The 17,473-nt window shown below is 38.2% G+C and carries 18 protein-coding genes and 1 pseudogene; 11 read left to right on the forward strand and 8 right to left on the reverse strand.

Annotation, left to right across the window (positions count from 1 at the left end):
• Positions 1–5: 5 nt before the first annotated feature.
• A complete protein-coding gene (locus tag AC1M9I_RS00520) occupies positions 6–1,268 on the forward strand; it encodes an acyl-CoA dehydrogenase family protein (RefSeq protein WP_481594575.1) in 1,263 nt (420 codons plus the stop codon).
• A 161-nt stretch (positions 1,269–1,429) separates the two neighbouring features.
• Here the strand turns inward: AC1M9I_RS00520 and AC1M9I_RS00525 are convergent.
• Positions 1,430–2,750: pseudogene (locus tag AC1M9I_RS00525) on the reverse strand (acyl-CoA dehydrogenase family protein).
• A 196-nt stretch (positions 2,751–2,946) separates the two neighbouring features.
• Between AC1M9I_RS00525 and AC1M9I_RS00530 the strand changes: the two are divergent.
• Entirely contained in the window at positions 2,947–3,156 is a 210-nt protein-coding gene (locus tag AC1M9I_RS00530) for a hypothetical protein (protein WP_481594576.1), read from the forward strand.
• A 46-nt stretch (positions 3,157–3,202) separates the two neighbouring features.
• Here the strand turns inward: AC1M9I_RS00530 and bioB are convergent, their stop codons facing one another.
• Positions 3,203–4,192 carry a biotin synthase BioB gene (gene bioB / locus AC1M9I_RS00535; protein WP_180027754.1) on the reverse strand — a complete coding sequence of 330 codons (990 nt, stop codon included), beginning with the start codon at positions 4,190–4,192 and terminating at the stop codon, positions 3,203–3,205.
• A gap of 290 nt (positions 4,193–4,482) precedes the next feature.
• A complete protein-coding gene (queG, locus tag AC1M9I_RS00540) occupies positions 4,483–5,586 on the reverse strand; it encodes a tRNA epoxyqueuosine(34) reductase QueG (RefSeq protein WP_481594577.1) in 1,104 nt (367 codons plus the stop codon).
• Positions 5,587–5,606: 20 nt separating this feature from the next.
• Here queG and AC1M9I_RS00545 point away from each other — a divergent pair, with 20 nt between their 5' ends.
• Together AC1M9I_RS00545 and AC1M9I_RS00550 are read left to right on the forward strand one after the other, a co-directional pair.
• Complete coding sequence (locus AC1M9I_RS00545) at positions 5,607–7,118, forward strand: NAD(P)H-hydrate dehydratase (protein ID WP_481610525.1); 1,512 nt, start codon at positions 5,607–5,609, stop codon at positions 7,116–7,118.
• Between the two features lie 15 nt (positions 7,119–7,133).
• Positions 7,134–7,412: an acylphosphatase gene (locus AC1M9I_RS00550; protein WP_481610526.1), complete on the forward strand. Its 279-nt coding sequence runs from the start codon at positions 7,134–7,136 to the stop codon at positions 7,410–7,412.
• A 23-nt stretch (positions 7,413–7,435) separates the two neighbouring features.
• On the opposite strand, the gene ruvC is transcribed toward AC1M9I_RS00550, so the two are convergent.
• Positions 7,436–7,981 (reverse strand): crossover junction endodeoxyribonuclease RuvC, encoded by a 546-nt coding sequence (gene ruvC, locus AC1M9I_RS00555; protein ID WP_035263804.1) that lies wholly within the window; start codon positions 7,979–7,981, stop codon positions 7,436–7,438.
• A 122-nt stretch (positions 7,982–8,103) separates the two neighbouring features.
• Here ruvC and AC1M9I_RS00560 point away from each other — a divergent pair, with 122 nt between their 5' ends.
• The gene (locus tag AC1M9I_RS00560) at positions 8,104–8,688 is read left to right on the forward strand and encodes an FxsA family protein (protein WP_481610527.1); all 585 of its coding nucleotides are present in this window, start codon (positions 8,104–8,106) and stop codon (positions 8,686–8,688) included.
• 106 nt (positions 8,689–8,794) lie between these two features.
• Positions 8,795–9,436, forward strand: coding sequence for a LysE family transporter (locus tag AC1M9I_RS00565; RefSeq protein WP_481592718.1), 642 nt, complete (start codon positions 8,795–8,797; stop codon positions 9,434–9,436).
• On the opposite strand, the gene AC1M9I_RS00570 is transcribed toward AC1M9I_RS00565, so the two are convergent.
• Positions 9,380–9,589, reverse strand: a complete 210-nt coding sequence (locus AC1M9I_RS00570; protein WP_481592717.1) for a hypothetical protein — start codon at positions 9,587–9,589, stop codon at positions 9,380–9,382. The genes AC1M9I_RS00565 and AC1M9I_RS00570 overlap by 57 nt on opposite strands.
• Positions 9,590–9,896: 307 nt before the next feature.
• Between AC1M9I_RS00570 and AC1M9I_RS00575 the strand changes: the two genes are divergently transcribed.
• Complete coding sequence (locus AC1M9I_RS00575; RefSeq protein ID WP_481610528.1) at positions 9,897–10,139, forward strand: hypothetical protein; 243 nt, start codon at positions 9,897–9,899, stop codon at positions 10,137–10,139.
• Between the two features lie 45 nt (positions 10,140–10,184).
• Here AC1M9I_RS00575 and metK read toward each other — a convergent pair whose 3' ends face one another.
• On the reverse strand, positions 10,185–11,351 hold the full coding sequence (gene metK, locus AC1M9I_RS00580; RefSeq protein WP_035263794.1) for a methionine adenosyltransferase: 1,167 nt from the start codon (positions 11,349–11,351) through the stop codon (positions 10,185–10,187).
• Positions 11,352–11,793: 442 nt separating this feature from the next.
• Between metK and tkt the strand changes: the two genes are divergently transcribed.
• Both tkt and AC1M9I_RS00590 read left to right on the forward strand, forming a co-directional pair.
• A complete protein-coding gene (gene tkt / locus AC1M9I_RS00585; protein ID WP_481594580.1) occupies positions 11,794–13,782 on the forward strand; it encodes a transketolase in 1,989 nt (662 codons plus the stop codon).
• A 114-nt stretch (positions 13,783–13,896) separates the two neighbouring features.
• Positions 13,897–14,112, forward strand: a complete 216-nt coding sequence (locus AC1M9I_RS00590) for a hypothetical protein (protein ID WP_035263790.1) — start codon at positions 13,897–13,899, stop codon at positions 14,110–14,112.
• A gap of 59 nt (positions 14,113–14,171) precedes the next feature.
• Here the strand turns inward: AC1M9I_RS00590 and AC1M9I_RS00595 are convergent, their stop codons facing one another.
• Positions 14,172–14,699: a nuclear transport factor 2 family protein gene (locus tag AC1M9I_RS00595; RefSeq protein WP_481594581.1), complete on the reverse strand. Its 528-nt coding sequence runs from the start codon at positions 14,697–14,699 to the stop codon at positions 14,172–14,174.
• Positions 14,700–15,029: 330 nt separating this feature from the next.
• Between AC1M9I_RS00595 and AC1M9I_RS00600 the strand changes: the two genes are divergently transcribed.
• Both AC1M9I_RS00600 and AC1M9I_RS00605 read left to right on the forward strand, forming a co-directional pair.
• Positions 15,030–15,614: a YceI family protein gene (locus AC1M9I_RS00600; RefSeq protein ID WP_481594582.1), complete on the forward strand. Its 585-nt coding sequence runs from the start codon at positions 15,030–15,032 to the stop codon at positions 15,612–15,614.
• A gap of 395 nt (positions 15,615–16,009) precedes the next feature.
• Positions 16,010–16,591 (forward strand): hypothetical protein, encoded by a 582-nt coding sequence (locus AC1M9I_RS00605; RefSeq protein ID WP_179998143.1) that lies wholly within the window; start codon positions 16,010–16,012, stop codon positions 16,589–16,591.
• Between the two features lie 160 nt (positions 16,592–16,751).
• Here the strand turns inward: AC1M9I_RS00605 and AC1M9I_RS00610 are convergent, their stop codons facing one another.
• Positions 16,752–17,453, reverse strand: coding sequence for a glutamine amidotransferase (locus tag AC1M9I_RS00610; RefSeq protein ID WP_481594583.1), 702 nt, complete (start codon positions 17,451–17,453; stop codon positions 16,752–16,754).
• Positions 17,454–17,473 lie beyond the last annotated feature (20 nt).

Genomic DNA, 17,473 nt, shown 5'->3' on the forward strand with positions numbered 1-17,473 from the left:
TTATTATGACTATATTAAATCAGAATGAAGAACTTTCACTTGGTGCCAACTATGAAGAGGTTGCAGCAAAGTTTCGACCGATTTTTAAGCAGATTGCAGAAGGGGCTGTTAAGCGAGAAACCGATCGTGATTTGCCTCATGAACAAATTAAATGGTTAAACGATGCAGGTTTTGGTGCATTACGTGTGCCAAAAAAATATGGCGGTGCAGGTTTTACCCAACAGCAACTTTTCCAAATCTTAATCGAGTTGGCGACAGCGGATTCAAATATTGTGCAAGCTTTACGTGGACATTTTGCATTTGTCGAAGACCGTTTAGTGGCGCATAAAGATCAATCACAAGCGTTTTGGTTTAAGCGATTTGTAAATGGTGAAATCGCAGGAAACGCTTGGACAGAAGTCGGTAATGTTGAGATAGGCGACGTCATTACCCGAGTGAAACAAAATCAACAAGGCGAATATGAAGTTTCAGGAGAAAAGTTCTATTCTACAGGTACTATTTTTGCCGATTGGATTGATCTTTTTGCCTATGATGAGACCACTGATCAGCATGTGATTGCAGCGGTCTCAACTAAAGCTAATGGAATTAAAGTACATGATGATTGGGATGGATTTGGTCAAAAAACCACTGGAAGCGGGACGCTAAAAATCAACCAAGTGTCGATTGAACGAGATCATATTTATCCTTTTGATCAGCGTTTTAAATATCAAACAGCTTTTTATCAAGTTGTACATCTAGCAACACTGACCGGCATCGCATTTTCTGCGGTGGAAACCTTTAGTGAGGAAGTGCGTAAGCGTACTCGAATCTTTAGCCACGGGAATGCTGATCTTGTCCGTGATGATGCTCAGATTCTACAAGTGATTGGTAAGGCATCTTCCCAAGCATTTGCAAGTCAAGCCATTACTTTAAAAACAGCTGCAGCACTGGATGATGCATATTTAAGTCACTTTAATGCTTCATCTGAAAAAGATCATGAGATTAACCAAATTGCAGAACTAGAATCTGCTCAAGGGCAGGTAGTCATTTCAGATCTTGTACTTGATTTAACAACTAAACTATTCAATAGTTTGGGCGCTTCAGCCAGCGCTTCATCGAAGCAGTTAGATCGTTTCTGGCGTAATGCACGTGTCGTATCCTCACATAATCCGATTATTTATAAGGAGAAAGTGGTGGGGGCTTTTGTCGTGAATCAAACTGAATTGCCATTTGTATGGCAAATTGGTAATAGTCCTTTGGCGAAACACTTGAAAGCTCAAGTGGCTTAATTGATGTAATTTCGATGATGCTGCTAAGAAGGTCCTGTTAAGGACCTTTTTACTAGCTTCGTAAATGAGAGCTCTAATAGCCTAAGCGATTTAGATAGATCACTTTAAAAAACACTAAAAAAAGACACTAAAGAATAGTGTCTTAACGATTTAAAGCGAGCTTAAGAAGCCTTATCTGTTTGCAGAAGCCCTGATTCATCAACTTTACCGATACGCCATTGATAAGGGGGTAATGCACCATTTACGCTAAAGTCTCCGACAATTCGATCTTTATAAATTCTTGGGTTGTGAGATGCGAGCGTACGAATATTTCGCCAGAAACGATCTAAAGCTAAGTTTTTATCAGTGGCTGATGCTCCTAGAGCATCAAAAATGATGGTCGAAGAATTTAATGCAAGTGTAGTGATAATGGTTTGAGATTGAGCAACCTCTAATTCTGCTATGGCATTTTGATCTGCTTCGAGTTGTTCATTATCATTCAACCCAGCTTCAAAAGCACGTTGTATCGCCTGTGCATTTTTTTCAATAATTGCTGCAGTGGTGTAGGCGACACCACGAATTTGACCCACCACTTGTAGGATTTGAGCATCATTACGGACGTAGGAAGCATTGGCATGTGTATAATTTCTTTCACGTTTATAAACTTCAGCTGATACTTCATAGCTTGCTGCTCTTGTAAGCCCTGAAATAATTGCCAATTGAATCAGTTGATAGAATGCTGCTGAATATTTAAAGCGCTGTTGGTCTCCGATGACATCTTGTTGATTCACAACAACATGATTGAACTTAGTAGTACCACTTGTTGTAAGAATTTGACCAAAACCATTCCAGTCATCCACAATCTCAACACCTTCGGCATGTCGAGGGATTAGAATGCTGGCTGATTCTCCATACAAATCAGTAATACCCACATCAATCCAGTCTGCATACAAGCTTCCTGTGGTATAAAATTTTTGTCCATTCAATATCGTGCGTCCCTCAGCATCTTTGGAAAGTCTCGTTTTAAATTCATGAATGGACTCATTTCCACCTTCAGACCATGCGCTTCCAATAATTTGACCTTGAGCTACTCTAGGAAGCCATATAGATTTAAACTGTGGGTCGCGGCTGAGCAGTAAATCTTCCACAAAGCCAAAATGTACGCGAAGTGCCTGAGGTAAATTTGCATCAGCTTCGGCAAGTTCGATTAATAGATTAAATAATTCTGGAATAGTTGCATCAAATCCCCCTTGCGAACTGGGTAAGCGAAGTTTCGTAAAACCGATGTCTTTTAACCAGTGAATCTGTTCAAAAGCTAAAATTCGTTTTTTTTTCGCGTTCTGATCGCGAAGCTTTGATTTTTTCAAATGTAGGTCTGAATAACGAGGCGAGGCTTTCATAACGTGAAGAAGGTCCTTGTCCCCATACAGCATTAATTTGTGTGGTCAGTGCGCTGGGGCGGTGTTGCAATGCAGTTTGAGGTTTTAAATCAATAATACTCATAATAATCAGTCTTTATTCAAAATTAAAATAAAATAATAGCGCTTATAAAATGTGTGGAAATCGATTTATTGTGATATGTAAATATAATATATTGGATTAAAGGAAATTTAGATATTATCTTAAATAAAGAAAATGATATTCAATAAAATGAATTGAGATATAATAATATTGTGATTGAAAAAAGGATTTAAATTAAATGATTAAAGATTTTAAATCGAATACTTATATTTGTGATGATCATGTCATAGATACGATTTATTGGTTGATGTACCACCAAGATAGTTATGATCGGTTTGAGTTTGATGCATTTAGTCAAAAAATAACGGTACACCATGCCAATGGAACAGATGAAATTAAGCCGGGACAGTATCTTAATGCCAGTTATGGCATATTGATCACATCATAAAAAACCGAAGCAAAGCTTCGGTTTTTAATTAAGCGAAGCTTTGAAATTAACTTGCCATTGCATCTATAGTCAGCTCTGATACAGTCGGCTTCGCTTTTTCTGCTTTTAGACCTAACTTATCGAATAACTGCTTATCTTTGCCTTCACCAGCATTAGGTGTCGTTAAAAGCTTTTCACCTGAGAACAAAGAGTTAGCACCTGCCATAAACGCTAAAGCTTGATCAGAATCAGAAAGAGATTCACGACCCGCTGAAAGTCTTATATAACTTTTTGGCATGATAATGCGCGCTACGGCAATAGTGCGAATCCATTCAGTCACATCGAGTTTTTCAACATCTGCTAAGGGTGTGCCTTCGATCGGTACAAGCATGTTGATTGGTACCGATTCTGGATGAATAGCTAAGGTCGCAAGTTCATGTAATAGACCAATACGATCTTGAGTATCTTCACCTAAGCCAACAATTCCACCGCTACACACTTTCATGCCTGCTTGGCGTACAAAGTCTAAAGTATTTAAACGATCATCATAAGTGCGTGTGGTAATCACATTTGGATAGTACTCACGAGAGGTATCTAAATTGTGATTGTAATAATCTAAACCTGCTTCTTTTAAACGTTCCGCTTGAGATTGATTGAGCATCCCTAAGGTCATACAAGTTTCAAGTCCTAGGGCCTTTACCTCACGTACCATTTCAAGTACATAAGGCATATCGCGTTCATGAGGATTTCGCCATGCAGCACCCATACAAAAACGAGATGATCCAGAAGCGAGAGCTTCTTTGGCTTCATGAATTACTTTTTCAACAGCAATTCTTTTTTCGGCTTCAAGTTTAGAATCATAACGTGCAGATTGAGAACAGTATTTACAATCTTCAGGACATTTACCCGTTTTGATCGATAGTAATGTGCTGACCTGAATGGTATTTGCATCAAAGTATTGACGATGCACGCGTTGTGCTTCGAAAACTAAGTCCATGAAGGGTTGTTCATAGAGTTTTTGTATTTCTTCACGCGTCCAATCATTGCGTACTTGCATAATTTATCCATCATTTAAAAAGCTACTTATTTGATCATACTGTAATTTTAATAATGCAAAATCGTAAAATATGACAATAATGACTCAAAAAAATTATCAAATTCGCCAACTCAATAGAAATTAATCATTGTTGAATTAGTTACAAACTTAACTATTTTTAAGCATTTTTCGCCGCAAAATTATTTTTTGGGAACTTGATGCTGAGAACTTGTTGCTAAAGTGTGCTTAAAATTTCAGATCATGCTCAAAACGGTGTTTTTGCGCTGTCAAGTCATCTTGGAAAAGTACAGTTAATTATTTCTTTTTGATTGTTGTTCTTGTACTGCCCAGTCAATATGGATTTGCACAATCTTACTAGACTGATTTCTTTTTAGTATCAATTGCTCAATATTGTTTGGATGATACGGTGCATTCCCGATTCCAATCGCAATATTCCGCATAAAGCTTTCATAGCCTGTTCTACGCAGTGGACTGCCTTCTGTGTTTGCTAAGAATGTTGCTTCGTCCCATTGCCATAATTCTATTAAAGAAAGACGATCCAGCCCATGACGGGGATGGAAATCAGCAACCGTTGTGGTTTGTGCGAAACTATTCCAAGGACAAATCAGCTGGCAATCATCACATCCAAATACGCGATTACCTATGCCACGGCGTAGTTCTTCAGGAATCACGCCTTGGTATTCAATGGTCAGATAAGCAATACATTTTCGGGCATCTAATTGATATGGCGCTACAATCGCCTGCGTTGGACAAATATCAATACATGCTGTACATGAGCCGCAATGTGCACTGGCAGGCTCGTCAAAGGGTAATTCAAGAGAACTAAACAGTTCACCGAGTACAAAAAAGGAACCCGATTTTTTGTGGATGAGCAGGGTATGTTTACCTGTCCAACCCATACCAGCAGATTCAGCGAGTGATTTTTCAAAAATAGGGGCTGAATCGGCGAAAGGTCTTGATTCAAACGGACCGACTTTTTCACGAATAAGGTTTGAAAGTGTTTTTAATTTACCGCGCATGGTTTTATGGTAATCCCGTCCGCGTGCATATCGCGCAATAACGGCAGAATTAGGGAAATCAGGTACTGTTCGAGGTTGAGGTCGTTCAACCAAATAATTCATTCTGACGCAGATAATACTTTTTGTATGGGGAACCAACAGTGTTGGATTAGCACGTTTTTCCAAATTTTCTTCGAGGAACTTCATGTCACCATGAAATCCTTGATCTAAATATGCTTTTAATCGAGGTAATTCATCTTGAGCATCAGGTCGGGCAATGACACAATCAGCGAAGCCCAGTTCCAATGCTTGAGATTTAATCCAAGCTTTAAGCGCATGAGGATCAAATTGCTGTGTTGGAATACGAGCTGGTATAGATGAGAGAGATTGAGTCATAAATAAAAAAAGGAACGATAATGCATCAACAAGTTTATCACAGCAGTGAGATACAAGCTTGGGAACAGCGCTGGTTTGACGATCAAAATAGTGCTTTTGGTCTTATGCAGCAAGTTGCTTGGATGATGGCACAAGAAATCATCACAATTCTTCAAGGTATTGAAAAAAAGAAAATCCGTATCGCAGTCTGCTGCGGCAAAGGAAATAATGCAGGGGATGGTTATCTTGTTACGTACTATTTAGCACAGCACTCTTTATCACGACATTGTTCATTCAACCAAAATCTAGAAATCGATATTTTTTCTTTTTCACAAGTCGATCATCACTCGGCTGACTCCTTGCAGAGTGCTTATAAAATGAGTCAATCCATACCACTTAAGCAGTTCACCGATCTGAACCTGTGTCAGGGTTATGATGTCTATATTGATGCATTGTTTGGAATTGGAATTAATCGTACTTTAAGTGAAGACTGGCAGAGAATTATCCATCATATTAATGAGCAAGACGGCGTCAAAATTGCGATTGATATGCCGAGCGGTTTAGATGCAAATACAGGTCAACCATTACCAATGGCTATTCATGCTCAGCATACGCTTACCGCACTCGCATATAAGGTAGGGCAATTTGTAGGGCGTGCACAGGATTTTATAGGACATCTAAAACTCATTCCCATTTTACCATGTGACTCAGATTTAAAACCTGTGGCCCGATTAAGCCCAGTCAAAACAATTTTGCCGCGACGACACTCTACAGGACATAAAGGAACGTATGGGCATGTGCTCGTGATTGGCGGTCATGCACAAATGGGAGGTGCGGTGATTATGGCGGCTGAAGCTGCATTTGCCGCTGGGGCGGGTAAAGTCACGATCGTGTGTGATGCTAAACATCATTCAGCAATTTTGTCACGATCTCCCAATGTAATGGTGCAGGATATTAATCGTTTCGATCCATCACAACGAAAAAATTTGCTACAGCAAGTCGATTCGATTTGTTTTGGAATGGGGTTGGGACGTGATGAGTGGGCAGCTGAGCAATATGATCAATGGATGAGTATTCTGTCCTCTACGAACAAACCGACTGTACTCGATGCTGATGCATTGTGGTTCTTATCTGAAAAGCCCATTCGACTCAATGAGAGAACTTACGCAACGCCACATCCTGGTGAGGCTGCAAAACTTTTACACTCTAGCGTGGCGGAAGTTGAGCATGACCGCATCAAAGCAATTAAACGATTACAAACACTGTATGCTGGTGAATGGGTATTAAAAGGTGCAGGAAGTTTAACGATTGACGCGCAGCAAACCATTTGGATTTGCACCCAAGGTAATCCAGGAATGGGTACAGGTGGAATGGGGGATATCCTTGCAGGAATGATTGCTAGTCTTAAAGGACAATTGTCTAATTCCATTCAACTTCATGAAATTGTTAACTTACATGCCATGGCAGGTGATGTATTGGCTCAACAGGGTGAACGTGGTTTGTTAGCTCAGAATATGGCTCAAGCGATTTATCAAATAGTAAATCTAAAATAAAATTCAGGGATAGATATGCGATATTTAAAATTAACGATACAAGGTCTTGTTCAAGGGGGCGGATTTCGTCGCTGGTTTATGGAACAAGCCTTAAAGTTGCATTTAACTGGTTACGTTAAAAATATGGATAATGGGGATGTGGAAGCTATCATTGTTGGCACATATAAAGATGTAAATGACATGATCAAACTGGCCATGGCAGGGCCTCATAATAGTAAAGTTAAGCAAATCTTCTATGAAGACTTAATTGACATCAAAGAGCGTGATTTCGATAACTTTCAAATTCGCCAATAAGTGCATTGAGTGTCGAGAGACTTTTAACGTCGACGACTACTGCTGCGGCTTCGTCCACGTGCCATTCCACCTAAAGCATTTAAGACAGCCAATTTACTCATACTGCCAGAGGCATGTGCATGGCAAATTGCTGCGGCAAGTGCATCTGCAGCATCGGCTTGTGGTTTAATACTTAAATTAAGTATGCGCATAACCATCATTTGAACCTGTTCTTTATCAGCAGCGCCATAGCCAACAACAGATTGTTTAATTTGACGCGCAGTATATTCAGCCACTTGTAGATCTAAATTGACCAATGCCGCTATAGCTGCACCGCGTGCTTGACCAAGTTTTAAGGCAGAGTCAGGATTGACCGCCATAAATACCTGTTCCACAGCAGCTTCGGTAGGACCATGAAATTTAACGATTCTTTCAATGCCTGAAAAAATTCGTTTTAGACGCTCAGGCATGTCAGGTGTTTCAGTGCGAATTGTTCCAGCATCAACAAAAGTGAGTTTTTGCCCCTCTTTTTGAATAATACCGTAACCTGTTAGACGTGAACCAGGATCAATTCCGATAATTAATGACATTCCATGACTTTAAAAATAAAATAATGCCCATATTGTTACATAAGCGTATGAAAAAAGCTTGATACAGATTGAGCAGATGATTACGACCCTATATTTAAATTTTTGAGATTAGATTACATTTCATGAAATTAGCTCTTATTGTTTTAATCGGTATAGTCCTTGAAATCTTCGTATGGGTCGGTGTGGGTGATCTAGTCGGAAGTATGTGGTATGTATTCTTCTGGTTTATTGCTGCATTCTTTATTGGTTTAAATATGGTTCGTTCTCATGCATCAGGTTTAATGCCACAGATGCAGCAAATGCATCAAGGTCATATGAGTGCTGATCCGAATTTGACCAATAACTTACCTAAAATTATTGCGGGTATTTTCCTTTTGATTCCGGGGTTAATTTCCGATCTATTCGCCTTACTTATTCTAATTCCACCTGTTCAAACAGCATTTAAAGCGGTGATGATGAAAACCATGATGAAGCGTCAGCAAGCCATGATGGAAAAAATGATGGGTGGTATGATGGGAGATATGGGCGGCATGGGTGGTCAAGCAAATGGTCAGAATCCATTTGCAGATTTAATGCGCCAAATGCAAGAAATGCAAAGCCAGCAGCACGGTCGTGGTTCAAATGACTCTACTATCATTGATGGTGAAGCAAGAGAAATTACACCTGAAACAAAGAAAATTGAAATGAAAGACGTTAATCAAAAGTAAATTGCGCATGTTCAAAACCAGATGTAATGTCTGGTTTTTTTATTTTTGTATCTCGATTTTCCTAAAAAACAGTATAATTCAAACAATTTTAATGCATTTTTGATTTATGTCTCTATTACTTACCATCTGTGTCCTGCATCTTGTTGCTCAATTGAGTCCTGGACCTGATATTTTGTTGATTGCCAAATGCGCAGCGTCAACCACAATCGCAAACACGTTGAAAGTTATTTTAGGTATTTCTATTGGAATTTTATTTTGGGTGATTTTAACCTTATCAGGTTTTGCACTTTTGATTGCCCAATTCCCATGGATTCAACAAGTCTTAATGTTAGTCGGTGGTTTATTTTTGGCAAAAATGGGCTGGGCGATGCTAAAGGGTGGTTGGCAAACCTATAAGTCTTTCAAACTTGATGCAATTGATGAAAATCAGTCACCTTTAAAAGCTGAAAAATACTTTCTGATGGGGTTGTTTACAAACCTATCCAATCCTAAAACACTGATTTATTTTAGTAGTGTATTTTCACTTGCCTTAACTGCTTCAGCACCAGAGATGTTGAAAATACAACTTGCATTCATTATTCCGATTCAAACGTTTTTAACCTTTACGTTTTTGATGGTCGTTTTAGCGCGCCCCAAAATTAAACAGCTCTACCAGCGTTCAGGGCATTACATAGATATGGCATCGGGTGGTCTATTTTTGATCTTTGCAGTCTGGTTGTGGATCGATGCGCTTATTATGCTTAACTGAATCTTGATCTAACTCTTCTGTTTGAGTCAGAATGAGCGTGTCTTGCTGATAACGTCTTGGTCGCAAAGTTGCTTCAGTATTTTCAGAACCTTGATAAGAGCGACTTCTGTTTGCTCTTTCTCTCAAGCCGCCTTTCTTAATTAATTGAACCATAGTCATATCATCATTTTTTCACTACGTTTATTTTACTTCAATTTATGATTTCCATGCGGATATGATGGGCGAGTGCGTGAATAAAATATGTATAATCTCTAGAAGAAAAAGAATGATAGAGCAGGTTGTCAAAAAAAATTCACATAGATATCTGATAATACAAGATATTGAATGAAGACATAGATGGTTGCTGTTTTATAGCTACATCATGAGGTTGATTATTGGTGAAGGCTTATATAGTATAAATATTAGCTTCTAAGGTGATGTAGATAAAAATAAAAAAGACAGTCAAATCGGGAGGATGAGTATGCTGTATCAGTATCATTGTGCGTGTTGCGACAAGGTGGTTGCTTCGACAGACAAAGTGTGTTCTGAATGTGGATCACAAAATATTAGAACACCTTATGGTTTTTGGATATTTTGTATTATTGCTTGTTTAGCCGCAGCCATTGTGTTTAAAGTGGCCCATTTATATTTACAAGATAAACAAAATGTTCCTGTGAAGCAGTCGTTTTTGGACACGCTTCATCAAAGTGATAAAGCAAATTGAATCTATAAAAAAGCCCACATCAATGTGGGCTTTTTTATTTGGAAATTACAAACCAGCTGATGCTTTAAGCGCTTCAACCTTGTCTGTCTTTTCCCAAGTGAATGCAGTATCAGAACCTTCACGACCAAAGTGACCATATGCAGCAGTTTGCTTATACATCGGTTGAATGAGATTCAACATACGTGTAATACCATATGGACGTAAATCGAAATGCTCACGTACCAATGCAATAATCAATTCTTCAGAAACCTTAGCAGTATTGAATGTATTGATTGAGATAGATGTTGGTTCAGCAACACCAATCGCATAAGACACTTGAATTTCACATTTATCAGCTAAACCAGCGGCAACAATATTTTTTGCAACATATCGACCAGCATAAGCAGCAGAGCGGTCTACTTTAGATGGATCTTTACCAGAGAAAGCACCACCACCGTGACGAGCCATACCACCATATGTATCTACAATGATTTTACGACCTGTTAAACCACAGTCACCGACTGGACCACCAATCACAAACATACCAGTAGGATTGATGTGGAATTTGGTATCCGCATGGAACATATCTGCTGGAATTACTTTTTTCACGATTTCTTCAATGACAGCTTCTTTTAAATCAGTCTGTGAAATCTCAGGATCGTGTTGAGTCGATAATACGACCGCATCTAAACGAACAGGTACACCATTTTCATATGCAAAAGTCACTTGGCTTTTCGCATCTGGACGTAACCATGGCAGACTTCCGTTACGACGAAGTTCTGCTTGTTTTTCCATAAGACGGTGCGCATACGAAATAGGAGCAGGCATTAAAACATCTGTTTCGCGACTCGCGTAGCCAAACATTAAACCCTGATCGCCAGCACCTTGATCTTCAGGTTTTTGACGATCTACACCTTGAGCAATTTCAGGAGATTGTTTGCCAATCATGTTGATGACAGCACAAGTCGAACCATCGAAACCTAAATCAGAATGATGGTATCCAATGCCATTTACGGTTTGGCGTACAATTGCTTCAAAGTCTACATTTGCAGTTGTTGTGATTTCACCTGCAAGAACAACAGCACCTGTTTTTACAAGCGTTTCACAAGCAACCCGTGCATATGGGTCTTCTTTTAAGATTGCATCCAAAATAGCATCACTGATTTGGTCAGCCATTTTATCTGGATGGCCTTCGCTTACAGATTCTGAAGTAAATACAGCGTACTCGCGCATAAGTCCTATCACAGTTATTTCTAAAGACGCAATATGGTACATCGACTTAGCGTTAAGGACTAGCTTAACCTGACTAAAAAGCATGAATTTATGTCATTTTTGTGTTTTTTTAATTGATATCATCATCTGTTAAATTGATAAGTGAAAACTTTTGTATAAGACTTATTCTTTTAAGACTGAGCTGAAATAAAAAACAGCTTAAGTGGGTACGAAAGAATGTGAATACATGATTCAACATCAGTACTTTAAAAAAAGGCCAAGCGACTAAAAAATATTGGATTGAATTGAATATTGATAAAACCGACTCGCATTGTATGAATTTTTTCGCTTTAGGGCTGAAATATACGTTTCTGGGCTTTACGCTGTTTGATTTTTTTAAGACAATACACCCAGTTTTTGAATTTTATTCATTTCCCATCTTTAATTTATCGGACACTGATCTATGACAACCCCGCTGAATGAACGTCGCATTGCTAACGCAATTCGTGTACTTGCAATGGATGCTGTGCAAAAAGCAAACTCTGGACATCCAGGTGCACCAATGGGGATGGCTGATATTGCTGATGTTGTATGGCGTGAATTCTTAAATCACAATCCGACAAACCCTCAGTGGGCTAACCGTGACCGTTTTGTATTGTCAAATGGTCATGGCTCAATGCTTCAATATGCACTATTACATTTGACTGGCTATGATCTTTCAATTGAAGATTTAAAAGCATTCCGTCAATTGCATTCTAAAACACCGGGGCACCCAGAATTAGGTTATGCACCTGGTATCGAAACAACCACTGGTCCATTGGGTCAGGGTATCGCGAATGCTGTTGGTTTTGCTTTGGCTGAAAAAACCTTAGCAGCGCAATTCAACAAAGAAGACATTAAAGTTGTTGATCATTTCACTTACTGTTTCTTAGGTGACGGCTGTTTAATGGAAGGTGTGTCTCATGAAGCATGTTCATTGGCAGGTACTTTGGGTCTAGGTAAATTAATTGCTTACTATGACGACAATGGTATTTCAATTGATGGTGAAGTAGAAGGTTGGTTCTCTGACGATACAGAACAACGCTTCTTAGCTTATGGCTGGCAAGTATTGAAAGTTGATGGTCACGATGCAGATGCATTACGTGCGGCAACTTTAGAAGCTAAAGCTGAAACGAAGAAACCAACAATCATTATCTGTAAAACGATTATTGGTTTAGGTTCACCAAACAAACAAGGTAAAGAAGATTGCCATGGTGCACCACTGGGTAACGACGAAATCGCATTAACACGTGAAGCGTTGGGTTGGACTGAAGGTCCATTCGAAATTCCTGTTGACGTTTATGCTGCATGGGACGCGAAAGAAAAAGGTCAACAAGCAGAAGCAGCTTGGAACGAAGTATTTGCACAATATGAAGCAAAATATCCTACTGAAGCGGCTGATCTTAAACGTCGTTTAAGCGGTGAATTACCTGCTGACTTCGTTGCAAAAGCGGATGCGTATATTGCTGAAGTAAACGCAAAAGCTGAAACCATCGCAACACGTAAAGCAAGCCAAAATGCAATCCAAGCATTTGCCCCAATGCTGTCTGAAATCTTAGGTGGTTCTGCTGACTTAGCAGGTTCTAACTTAACACTTTGGAATGGCGCACAAGGCGTTCAAGACAATGCTGCAGGTAACTACGTACACTATGGTGTACGAGAGTTCGGTATGACTGCAATCGCAAACGGTGTTGCACTTCACGGTGGTTTCATTCCTTACGTAGCAACATTCCTCATGTTTATGGAATATGCACGTAACGCAGTACGTATGTCTGCATTGATGAAACAACGTGTGATTCATGTTTACACACACGATTCTATTGGTTTGGGTGAAGATGGTCCAACACATCAACCAATTGAACAAATCGCATCTTTACGTGGTACACCAAACCTCAACACATGGCGCCCATGTGACACAGTTGAAGCAGCAATTTCTTGGAAATCTGCGTTAACACGTTCTGAAGGTCCAACTGCGTTGATCTTCTCTCGTCAAAACTTAGCATTCCAAACACGCACAGAAGCACAAATTGCTGATGTTGCGAAAGGTGGTTATGTATTGGCTGAAGAAAAAGGCGAATTGAAAGCGATTATCATTGCAACAGGTTCGGAAGTTGCATTGGCAATGGAAGCTTATGCACAGCTTGAAGGTGTGCGTGTTGTGTCTATGCCATGTGCTGAAGAATTTGTTAAGCAAGATGCTGCTTACCGTGAGGCAGTTCTTCCATCTAATATCCGTGCGCGTGTAGCGGTTGAAGCGGCGCATGTTGACTACTGGTGGAAATTTGTAGGTCTTGATGGTCGTGTGATTGGTATGACTACGTATGGCGAATCTGCACCAGCGAAAGATTTGTTCCAATACTTTGGTATTACGACTGAAGCAGTTGTCGCAGCAGTGAAAGAAATTACTCCTTAATTCTTAGAATTAAGTGTTTTAAAAGGCGTCCCAACTGTGGGGCGTCTTTTTATTTTTATGTATCTATATAGATACATTCATTCCCTAGATTTCAGATTGGAAGTGAGTAGCGCAATGAGTTTGTATGAGCAAATTAGTGATGAAATTACTTTAATGGATGCGGGTGAGCAAAAGTGGATTGGTGAAGACTTACCACTTGAAGCGATGGTAGCAGTAGAATTATTGCTACAAGATATGGCTGAAGAGAAAATCATTAAAGTACGTCGAAAAAATCGTGAAAAAACTTCAGGATTAAAACAGATTGATCGTATTCTGATTGAAAAGCTTTAACAGTCATAAAAAAGCCTCTTATGAGGCTTTTTTATTATCCTATTTTTATTATTTTACAGTTAATTAGCCGTAGTTTCTGACACGGTAAAATTTAATTTTGGATCAGCATTTTGTTGAATTGTCCATTCACCACTTACTCTGAAAGATGCTGCTGAAGCATAAGTATCTTCCATAAACTGGAAATACGTGATTAAGCCATCTTTAACTACTGCTTTAATTGAAAAAGGTGAAGTAAAAGTGCGCTTAGCGTAAACAGATGTATAAGTAAATTGACCGAATACAGCCACTGTTTCATCTTCAGCTAAAATATCTGTGATTTGAAAATCATCGATCGTCCAATAAGTTCCGACATTAGAAAAAGTATATATATAGACATCACGACCTGTAGAAGTACCAGCCCAAGGTTCAATTTGTTTAAGTTCAGGATTGTTGAAATTTAGCGAAGTATAAATGGCATCTTCAGCCACTAACTTTTCTGAAGCAATCGCTACTCTTGATTTATCAGTATTATATAAAAAAGCCAATACGACATCTTTAGGTGCTTTAGTTTTAAGCGCTTTATCAATCGCTTGTTGTTGTTCACTCATCATTATTCTCCAGTTCAAAGTGGTAATTTTAGTATTATAAATGAGACAAAATATTAGTATATTGTATAAATGTTTAATTTAATCTCATATTTAAGATATGTGTTGATGTTAACTGCTTATTAGGAGAAAGCTTAAAGATGAAAAACATGATCTATACACAAGTGATAGTCATAATCTGATCAAATTGATTTGATAAAAGTGACACCTTCTTAAGGTGCGTTCTAATCTTGCAACAAACTGTTCTATCTGTACTGATGCAAGAATTTCAGAATGCTATACATTATTCACTATCCATTTCATAAATGTTTTAAAAAATTTGAGGAAAAATTGATGAACTTTAAAACAATAGCGTTAAGTGCCGTAGTGCTTTCTGTAGCAACAGTTTCATTTGCTAAACCAATTGAGTATAAAATTGATCCAACTCATACAGCGACAGTATTTACTTGGGATCATTTTGGCTTTTCTACACCATCAGGTAATTTTAGCGATATCCAAGGAACGATAAAAGTAGACAATGAAAAGCCTGCTAATTCAGCGGTGAATGTCACAATTCCACTTTCAAGTATCAATACAAATGTCAAAGCATTAGATGAACATTTATTGAAACCAGATTTCTTTGATGCTGAAAAATATCCGAATATCACTTTTAAAAGTACTAAAGTTCAACCAAATGGTAAGAACAAGTATAAGATCACAGGTGATCTAACGATTAAAAATGTTACTAAGCCTGTCGTACTAGATGCTGTTTTGAATAAACAAGCTGAACATCCTATGACGAAAGCGCAGTCTATTGGTTTCAATGCAACGACTTCATTTGACCGTTCTGCATTCGGTGTAGGCGCATATGTGCCTAATGTAGGCGATAAAATCACGGTGAATATTACAACTGAAGCTTCAGTAGATAATAAAAAATAATAAAATCAATTTGTTAAGTGATAAATAAGCCGCCTAAATGGGCGGTTTATTATTTTCTTATGAGGCCAAAAGCTTCTCTTTTTAATGCTCTACCCGTAATTATCGAAAGTAAGATGAACCAAATCTACAACAAGAATTTTATCTAAATAGCTTAAGTCATTGAGCGTGGCTCAAGCTTTAGAATCAATGTCACATACGATTTTACACAGGGAGATAATAACCATACTAAGAAGTTTGTAGATCAATTCATTAAACGTGATATACGCTTGCAGAGATAGGAGTAGAAATATTTAAAAAAGTCATGGATATTGTATGGTTTAAAAAAATTGCATTTATTTAAAATAAATTTAGATTTATGATTTGGACTGATTATAATTATTTAGTTTATTTTAAATATGTATTTGCAAATATTTGAAAAAGCCATTGAGCTTATTACACCATCATACAATCGAAAAAAATATCTTGAGCGCCACTTACGTCTTAAATCTTTTTTTGAAGAACGAGAAAGGATTAAAAATCTTAATGAAAGCGAGGAAGTTAAAACGCTTCTGCTAAATTCAGCAATTTCTGCACTTACTGGAGCAAAAAACGTTGATATAAAAGAGCTGGAATATTTCTTAGATAAATTTAATGCAATGGAGTTTGAGTTACTTTATTGGACTTTTGTATGGAATAGAGCAGGTTATCAGGTATTAAAAAACTCTAGAGGTGAAATCATTAGACTAAAGGTATCAAAAAAAGGAAAAATAAAAGTTTTAGTAATGAATTTACTAGTTTTATTTTCTATGAGTTTTGCTCCCATAATGTTTTACTTTAAAAAAGATGAATATTGGAGATTGTTTAATTCTTTAGGTGCATCACAGATAGTTCCCGAAATAATTTATGGAGTTATATGTGTGATATGTGGACTCACCATAGTCAAACTTCTTAACGATTGGGTACATTGGAAAAATTTGAACAAAATTTTAGACACTTGATATCTAAAAAATATTAACTGCTCAAAGCGGTTTCTCACTCTATCAAATTCGGATGAGTGGGATGCAACGGAGTGGATGCTCATAACTAATGGTGGATTGATTGGCATAGCACAACCCAATATCCGGATCTACAGTTGGGTGGAAGGTAATCAAATCAAAATCATTTAATCTGTTCAATAAAACGGCTTAAGATTGAACCTGCCACAGATTCTAGCTTTTCAGCATAACTATGGTTATCTGCACGTAATTGAGTAATATCGATACCCGCTTTACGCAATTCGCAAGTATGACCAATCAACCATTTCTCTAAACTATCTGAGGTCACTTCAGGATGGAACTGGAGTGCTAAAATATTAGCTCCAACTTGAAAAGCCTGATTTATATAAATTTGAGTGCTTGCCAGAAGTTTCGATTGCGAGGGAAGATCAAAGGTATCACCATGCCAATGCAAAACTGGTACACCATTTAAAGAATTTAGAACGTTGTCTTGTTCATTTATAATATCTACTGTACTCCAGCCAATTTCTTTAGTGTGGCCAGCATATACTGCACCGCCCAAGGCTTTTGAAATGAGTTGAGCACCTAGACAGATGCCAAGCGTAGGGCGTTGAAGTTTTAATCTTTCTTTAAGTAAGTCTATTTCTGTTTGTAGGAAAGGGTAATCTTCTGTCTCATAAACACCAATCGGTCCACCCAAAATAATGATCAGACCTTCGTACTTTAAGGCTACTGAAAGATCATCCACACCTGCATCAAAATATCTGACCCGATAACCCAGTTGATATAGTGTCTCCTCAAAAGAACCTAGATCTTCAAAGGCTAAATGCTGTATTGCATATACTGTTTCAGGAAGCTTTCTCATGATGTGACGTTCTTAAAAGA

This window comes from Acinetobacter sp. ANC_7553, assembly GCF_056779895.1.